This window comes from Pseudomonas sp. RIT411 (genome assembly GCF_003057735.2).
Classification (GTDB): domain Bacteria; phylum Pseudomonadota; class Gammaproteobacteria; order Pseudomonadales; family Pseudomonadaceae; genus Chryseomonas; species Chryseomonas oryzihabitans.
The window spans coordinates 116,594-124,224 of the sequence record NZ_QBIZ02000016.1 but is presented as its reverse complement, the minus strand read 5'-3'; the positions used below and the strand labels follow the sequence as shown (position 1 = coordinate 124,224).

Sequence of the window (7,631 nt, the reverse complement as noted above, 5' to 3'; positions counted from 1 at the left end):
GCGGTCGGCCAGGTCGGGCGACAGGGCCAGCTTGGTCGGCCAGCCCACCAGCAGGCGACCTTCCTCGGCGAGAAAGGCATTGTCCGGACGCACCAGTCCGGATTGCGCCGGCTCGGCGCGATCCACGCGCAGGGTCGCCCAGCGCGCGCCGGCGAAGTCGATCCAGGGCAGCAGGCGCTGCAACTCCTCGCGCGCCGCGGCGATCTGCGCCTGGGGTTCGCGCGCCACGCCCTCGGCTTCGGCCAGGTCGCCACCCAGGTACCACAGCCACTGGCCGTCGGCGGTGGGGTGGCTGGTGATGGTCACCCGCGGCTTGGGGCCGCCGCCCAGGCAGTGGGCGTAGAGGGGTTTGAGCATGGGGCCCTTGACCACCACCATGTGCAGCGGGCGGCGCTGCATGGCCGGTTGTTCGAGACCGAGGGCCTGGAGCAGATCGGCCATGCCGGCGCCGGCGGTGAGCACGATGCGGCGGGCGCGAATGGGCTGGCCGTCCACCACCAGGCCGGTCAGTTCGCCGGCTTCGCGCAGCGGTTGCAGCTCATGCCCGGCCAGCAGGCTGTCGCCGGCCAGCTCGGCCAGGCGCGCGACCAGGCTGGGCACGTCCAGCACCAGTTCGGCCAGGCGATAGACCTTGCCCTTGAAGGCGCGGTCGCGCAGGGCCGGGGGCAGTTCGTCGCCCTTGACGGCGTCCACCCGGCCGCGCACCGCCTTGCTGGCGAAGAAGCTGGTGAGGTTGCCGGCCAGACTGCCCGGCGACCAGAGGTAGTGGGCTTCGGAGAGCAGGCGCACGCCGGAGAGATCCAGCTCGCCGCTGCCGGCCAGGCTCTCGCGCCAGCGCCGCGGCATGTCGGCGATGGCTTCGGAGGCACCGGTGAGCATCCCGGTCAGGGCGTACTTGGTGCCGCCATGGATGATGCCCTGGGACTTGCCGCTCTGGCCGCCGCCCAGGGCGCCGGTCTCCACCAGCACGGTGGCGTAGCCGGCGCGTCGGAGGCGGGCGTTGAGCCAGAGGCCGGCGACGCCGCCGCCGACGATGAGGATATCGGTGGACCAGGGTTGGGACATGAACGGCCTGCTCGGATGATCGGCAAAGAGGCGATTTTACACGCTCCTCGCCGCCACTGGTCTCAATGCCCGGTACTGCCGGAAAACAGCTGGATCACCACCACCCCGGCGACGATCAGCCCCATGCCCAGCAGGGCCGGCAGGTCCAGCTTCTGGTCGTAGAGAAAGGCCGCGGCGATGCTCACCAGCACGATGCCGAGGCCGGCCCAGATGGCGTAGGCGATGCCCACCGGGATGCTGCGCACCACCAGGGTCAGCATCCAGAAGGCCAGCCCGTAGCCACAAACGACCAGGAACAGCGGCAGCGGCTTGCTGAAGCCACTGATGGCCTTCATGGAGGTGGTGGCGACGACTTCGGCGGCGATGGCGATGGCCAGGTAGATGTATCCGCTCATGGGCTTCCTCCTGTAGAAGGCCCCATTGTGCCTTTCCAGGCGATAGGTGAAAGTTGATACCTATCTGTCGGGGAGATGGGTCGTGCAGTGGAATCTTGAGCAGCTGGAGATCTTCGTCGGCATCGCCGAGGGCGCGAGTTTCTCGGCGATGGCGCGGCGTCTGGGCCGGGCGCAATCGGCGATCAGCTCGGCCATCGCCCTGCTGGAGACCGATCTGGGCGTGGCACTGTTCGTGCGCAGCAACGGGCGCACGCCGGTCATCACCGCGGCCGGTCTGGCCCTGCTGGAGGAGGCGCGCGAGGTGCTGCGCCAGTGTCAGCGGCTGGACAGCCGGGCCCAGGCCCTCTGCGCTGGACAGGAACCGCTGTTGCGCCTGGCCCTGGACGAGGCCATGCCCTACCAGCCGGTACTCGATGCGCTGGACGCCCTGGCCGCGGCCTTTCCGCACCTGGAGGTCCAGCTCACCAGTGGCGCCCAGGGCGATGTGGCGCGCAAGCTGCTGACCGACCAGGCCGACCTCGGCCTGCTGTTTCGCCATGAGCACATGCCCGCGGCCCTGGAGCGCCAGGCCCTGGGCGATGTCGCCCAGGTCACCGCTTGCGGCGCCCAGCATCCCTTGGCACTCCAGCAGGGCGTGGGGCGGCGCGAACTGGCCCGCCACCGCCAGCTGCTGATCGCGCCGCTGGAGAATCCCTATCCCGGCGGCGAGCAGATCGCCCCCCAGGTCTGGCGCGCCGACAGCTTCTACCTGCTCGCCGAATTGCTGATGCGCGGCCTGGGCTGGGGCTGGCTGCCGCGACACGTGGCGCGCTATCCCACCTACCAGGGCTTGCTGGCCGAACTGGCCTGCGACTGGGTACCTCCGGCCCTGGTGGTGGAGTTGGCCTGGCGCCGCAACGCCGCACCGGGACCGGCGGCGCGCTGGCTGGCGCAGCGCCTGGCGGAAGAGTTGCGGGCGATCGGTTGAATCGACGTGTTGGGCTTCCAGCACTCGCCCACAACTCTTTCCAACGAACACCCATTCTGGCCAGATCCGTGGGCCAGCTTGGCCAGCGCCAGGTCGCCCGGGCTGCAATACTCGACTCATCCCTTTCCCGCCGGTGAAGATCGCCATGACCACACCTCCCGCCCTCGGCCAGCGCTTTGTCTTCGTCGTCCTGGCGCTGATCTTTCTCGCCCTGCTGGTTTCGGCGGGCGTCAGGTCCACCCCCGGCGTATTGCTCTTGCCGCTGCAGGACACCTTTGGCTGGAGTCGCGAGACGGTCTCGCTTGCCGCTGCCATCGGCATCTTTCTCTATGGCCTGGTAGGCCCCTTCGCCGCGGCCCTGATGCAGACCCTCGGCATCCGCCGCACCCTGCTCGGCGGCCTCACCCTGATCAGCCTGGCCACCGCCCTGAGCACCCTGATGCGCGAACCCTGGCATCTGGTCGCCACCTGGGGCGTGCTCAGCGGCCTGGGCACCGGTTGCGTGGCCATGGTGCTGGGCGCGGCCATCGTCAATCGCTGGTTCGTCGCCCGGCGGGGGCTGATGATGGGGCTGCTGGCGGCCAGCACCGCCACCGGCAATCTGGTCTTTCTGCCGCTGCTGGCCCATCTCGCCAGCCACGAAGGCTGGCAGACCGTGGTGCTCACCGTGGCCGTGGCCAGCGCCGCGCTGATCCCGCTGGTGGCCTGGCTGCTGCCGGAGCGGCCGGCGGACATCGGCCTGCGGCCCCATGGCGCCCCGGCGGACTACCAGGCGCCGGCTGCTACCGCACCGGGCAACCTGTTTCGCGTGACCCTCGGCACCCTGGCCATGGCCAGTCGGCGGCGTGATTTCTGGTTGCTGTTCCTGACCTTCTTCGTCTGTGGCTTCACCACCAATGGGCTGATTGGCACCCACTTCATCGCCATGGGCCATGACCACGGGCTGTCCCAGGTGCAGGCCGCCGGGATCCTCGCGCTGATGGGCATCTTCGATCTGGTAGGCACCACCGCTTCCGGCTGGCTGACCGACAGGTACGATCCGCGCCGCCTGCTGTTCGTCTACTACAGCCTGCGCGGCCTCTCGCTGATCTACCTGCCATTCTCCGGTTTCGCCCCCGAGCAGCTGCTGCTGTTCGGCATCTTCTACGGGCTGGACTGGATCGCCACCGTGCCGCCCACGGTCAAGCTGACCAACCAGAGCTTTGGCGAAAAGAGCGCGCCGGTGGTGTTCGGCTGGGTGTTCTGCGGCCACATGCTCGGCGCCGCCTGTGCGGCCTTTCTCGCCGGGGCCCTGCGCGAGCACTTCGGCTCCTACCAGGAGGCCCTGGTGCTGGCCGGCCTGACCGGCATCCTGGCGGCGCTGATGGCCCTCTGGATCGGCCGGCCGAGCGCCGCGGGTGCCGGGCGCTCGGCCGTGCCCGAGGTGGGCTAGGCGGGCTTCAGGTCCAGCGGCACGGCGGTCGGCGCGCGGTGCAGCATCGAGGCCGGGATCGCCAGGATCAGCAGGCCGCTGATGAACAGGCAGGCGCCGAGCACATAGGTGCCGTTGTTGATGTCGCCGGTGAGGGTTTCCATGGTCGCGGTGATCATGGAGCCGGTGAAGCCGGAGAGGTTGCCGATGGCGTTGATCATGCCGATGCCCGCCGCGGCGGCGACGCCGGAAAGCAGGGTGCCAGGCAGCGACCAGAAGATCGGCATCAGCGCCAGCAGCCCCGAGGCGGCCACGGTGAGGAAGAAGATCGACAGCACGATGTTGTGGATGAACCAGGCGCTCAGCACCAGGCCCAGGGCGCCGACGAAGGCCGGCACCGCCGCGTGCAGCCGCTGCTCGCCGGTGCGGGCCGAGTGGCGGGCGTTGAGCAGCATGACCACCAGGGCGACGCTGTAGGGGATGGCGGTGAGCAGGCCGATCTGCAGGCTGCCGCTGACACCGGCGTTCTTGATGATCGAGGGCATCCAGAAGGCCAGGCCATAGAAGCCGGTGTTGAAGGTCAGCAGGATGAACACCAGCAGCCAGACCCGCGGATTGAAGAACACCTCGCCGAGTCGCGAGGCCTTGCCGGCGTTCTGCTGCTCCAGGTTGCGCTTGAGCAGGGCCTTTTCCCGGGCGTCCAGCCAGGGCGCCTTGTCGATGTTGTCGCTCAGGCAGCAGAACACCACCACCGCCATGATGATCGAGGGCACCCCTTCCACCAGCAGCATCCACTGCCAGCCGGCCAGACCGTGCCAGTTGTGCAGACTGCTCATCAGCCAGCCGGAGAGCACGCCGCCAAAGCTCAGGCTGAAGGGCAGGGCGATGAGGAAGCCCGACATCACCCGACTCTGTCGGCGGGTCGGAAACCAGTAGTTGAGATAGAGGATCACGCCGGGAAAGAAGCCCGCCTCGCAGACGCCCAGCAGGAAGCGCAGCACATAGAAGAGGGTGCTCGACTGCATGCCGAAGAACTGCGCCAGCGGCTGGGTGAAGGCCACCGCCATGGAGATGATCGCCCAGGTCAGCATGATGCGGGCGATCCAGAAGCGCGCGCCGTAGCGATGCAGCAGGAGGTTGCTGGGGACCTCGAAGAGGAAATAGCCCCAGAAGAACATGCTGGCGCCAAGGGCATAGACGGTGTTGCTGAAGCCGAGGTCGTCGAGCATGTCCAGCTTGGCGAAGCCGACGTTGACCCGATCCAGGTAGGCGGCGATGTAGCACAGCAGCAGGATCGGCAGGATGCGCAGCACCACCTTGCGATAGGTGCGTTCTTCGAAGGCGTCGCCAGCGGCGCCCTGGGGAGCGGTGGTCTCGAACATGGGAATGACCTTCGGGGCCTTGGGGCCCGTTGTTGTTATTGAAGAGGTCGAAGGCGGCCGGGGATGCAGGGTGGCCGTCTGAATTGCCAGGCCACTCTAGGAGCGAGAGCGATTCTTTCCCGATGGCATTTGCGGATCATTCGATAACGGCGCGTTATCGAAGCCTCTAGGCCGAGGCCTCTCCGCGACCGGCATGGCTCAGCAGGATGGCGGCGAATTCCCGGGCCGCCTCGCCCAGGGGTTCGCCCTTGCGGGTGAGGATGCCGTAGTCCTGCGCCGGCAGGTGCAAGGGCAGCTCCAGGGCACTGAGCGCGCCGCTGGCGAGATAGGGCTCGACCATGGCCTCGGGCAGCATGCCGATCATGGGGCCGGCGCGTAGCACCTGGAGAAAGGTCTGCATGGAGATGGTGTCGATGGTGTTGCTCGGCACCGGCAGGCCGGCAGCGGCGAAGGCCCGCTCCATGCGCCCGCGGATGGGCGTGCCCTTGGGATAGAGGATCCAGGGCCAGGCCAGCACCTGGTCGAGGCCCACGGGGCCGCTGCCCACCAGCGGGTGATCGGCGTTGACCACGAAGCGGAAGGGCTCCGGCGCCAGGGGCTGGAAGTCGAAGCGCTGGGCCTGGGCTTCGTCGGTGAAACGCGCCACCGCCAGGTGCAGCAGCTTGTCGTCGAGCATCTCCATCAGGTGATCGCTGGTCTGCTCCATCACCTCGATGGCCAGCAGCGGCCAGCGCTGCTTGATCGCGACGATGGCCTGCGGCAGGGCCACCGCGGTGGCGGCGAAGATGCCGCCGACCTTGAGCTGGCCATGACCACCGCGCCTCAGGCTGTCGATCTGCTCGGCGAAGCCGCGGGCATCGTTGAGCGCCACCCGCGCATAGCGCAGCACGTGCTCACCCAGGGCGGTGGGTGGCATGCTGCGCGGCTGGCGCTCGAACAGGGCGAAGCCCAGCAGGTGCTCGATCTCCTTGAGCATCTTGCTGATGGCCGGCTGGCTGAGATTCATCTGCTGCGCGGCCAGGTGCATGTTGCGGGTGCGCCCCAGGGTGTCGATCAGCAGCAGGTGGCGAAACTTGAGCCAGTGGCAGATCTGGCTGAACGACGGCTCGGACACGCGTGCCTCCCGGGCGATAAGCGCAGGTTATCGAATGATGAAATAAGCCCATTTGAGTTTATCAGTCCGGCTGCCTAGCGTGGACCCATCAGCCCTGGAGTCCTGCCCATGTCCCTTCGTCTCTCGCCTGCCAATACCCTTCCCACCGATGGCTTGGCCGGCACCCTGGTGGGCCGCGCCTGGGTGCCCGGCCCGCTGGCCGGTCCCTCGCCCGTGGTGCTGCGCGAAGACGGCGTCTTCGATGTCTCCCAGCGGTTCGCCACCTTAAGTGCCCTGTTCGAGGAAGACGCGCCGCTGCAGGCCCTGCGCGATACCCCCGGACGTTACCTCGGCAGCGTGGAGGAACTGCTGGCCAACAGCGGCGAGCAGGCCGCTGCGGACCGTCTGCACCTGCTGCCGCCAGCCGATCTGCAGGTGATCAAGGCCGCCGGGGTGACCTTTGCCGCCAGCATGCTGGAGCGGGTGATCGAAGAGCAGGCCGGTGGCGATGCCGGGCGCGCCGTAGCCATCCGCGAGCAGGTGCAGGCGGTGATCGGCGCGGACCTGCAGGGCTTGGAGCCGGGCAGTCCGCGCGCCCAGGCGCTCAAGGCGCTGCTGATCGAGAAGGGCATGTGGTCGCAGTACCTGGAGGTGGGCATCGGGCCGGACGCCGAGATCTTCACCAAGGCGCCGGTGCTGGCCGCGGTCGGCTCTGGCAGCGCCATCGGCATCCACCCCGTGTCCCAGTGGAACAATCCCGAACCCGAGGTGGTGCTGGTGGCCGATAGCCGCGGCCGCCTGCATGGCGCCACCCTGGGCAATGACGTCAACCTGCGCGACATCGAGGGCCGCAGCGCCCTGTTGCTGAGCAAGGCCAAGGACAACAACGCCTCCTGCGCCCTGGGGCCCTTCATCCGCCTGTTCGACGAGACCTTCGATCTCGACCAGGTGCGCCAGTGCGTGGTGACCCTGGAGGTCCAGGGCGAAGACGGCTTCCGGCTCCAGGGCAGCAGCTCCATGGCGCAGATCAGTCGCGATCCCACCGATCTCGCCGCCCAGACCCTCAATGCCAACCACCAGTATCCCGACGGCTTCGTGCTCTTTCTCGGCACCCTGTTCGCCCCGACCCAGGACCGTGACGCCCCGGGCGGTGGCTTCACCCACAAGGTGGGTGACCGGGTGAGCATCGCCAGCCCGCTGCTGGGCACCCTGCACAACCGGGTGACCACCAGCGACCAGGCCCCGGCCTGGCGCTTCGGCCTCGGCGCCCTGATGCACAACCTGGCCGCCCGTGGCCTGCTGGGCCGCTGATCCTTTC

7 protein-coding genes are annotated in these 7,631 nt (G+C 68.4%); 3 read left to right on the top strand and 4 right to left on the bottom strand.

Features of this window, described 5'->3' with window-relative positions:
- Positions 1–1,065 (bottom strand): FAD-dependent oxidoreductase (locus DBY63_RS19570; RefSeq protein WP_112298121.1); only part of this gene is annotated, 1,065 nt, incomplete at its 3' end.
- Between the two features lie 62 nt (positions 1,066–1,127).
- Positions 1,128–1,460, bottom strand: coding sequence for an SMR family transporter (locus tag DBY63_RS19565; RefSeq protein ID WP_108582604.1), 333 nt, complete (start codon positions 1,458–1,460; stop codon positions 1,128–1,130).
- Between the two features lie 82 nt (positions 1,461–1,542).
- On the opposite strand from DBY63_RS19565, the gene DBY63_RS19560 reads away from it, so the two are divergent.
- Both DBY63_RS19560 and DBY63_RS19555 read left to right on the top strand, forming a co-directional pair.
- Positions 1,543–2,427, top strand: coding sequence for a LysR family transcriptional regulator (locus DBY63_RS19560; protein WP_108582603.1), 885 nt, complete (start codon positions 1,543–1,545; stop codon positions 2,425–2,427).
- A 145-nt stretch (positions 2,428–2,572) separates the two neighbouring features.
- Entirely contained in the window at positions 2,573–3,859 is a 1,287-nt protein-coding gene (locus tag DBY63_RS19555; RefSeq protein ID WP_027600813.1) for an MFS transporter, read from the top strand.
- Here DBY63_RS19555 and DBY63_RS19550 read toward each other — a convergent pair.
- Complete coding sequence (locus DBY63_RS19550; RefSeq protein ID WP_108582602.1) at positions 3,856–5,220, bottom strand: MFS transporter; 1,365 nt, start codon at positions 5,218–5,220, stop codon at positions 3,856–3,858. The genes DBY63_RS19555 and DBY63_RS19550 overlap by 4 nt on opposite strands.
- Before the next feature lie 166 nt (positions 5,221–5,386).
- Complete coding sequence (locus DBY63_RS19545) at positions 5,387–6,334, bottom strand: LysR family transcriptional regulator (protein ID WP_027600811.1); 948 nt, start codon at positions 6,332–6,334, stop codon at positions 5,387–5,389.
- A gap of 108 nt (positions 6,335–6,442) precedes the next feature.
- Here DBY63_RS19545 and DBY63_RS19540 point away from each other — a divergent pair, with 108 nt between their 5' ends.
- Positions 6,443–7,624, top strand: coding sequence for a fumarylacetoacetate hydrolase family protein (locus tag DBY63_RS19540; RefSeq protein WP_077171605.1), 1,182 nt, complete (start codon positions 6,443–6,445; stop codon positions 7,622–7,624).
- Positions 7,625–7,631 lie beyond the last annotated feature (7 nt).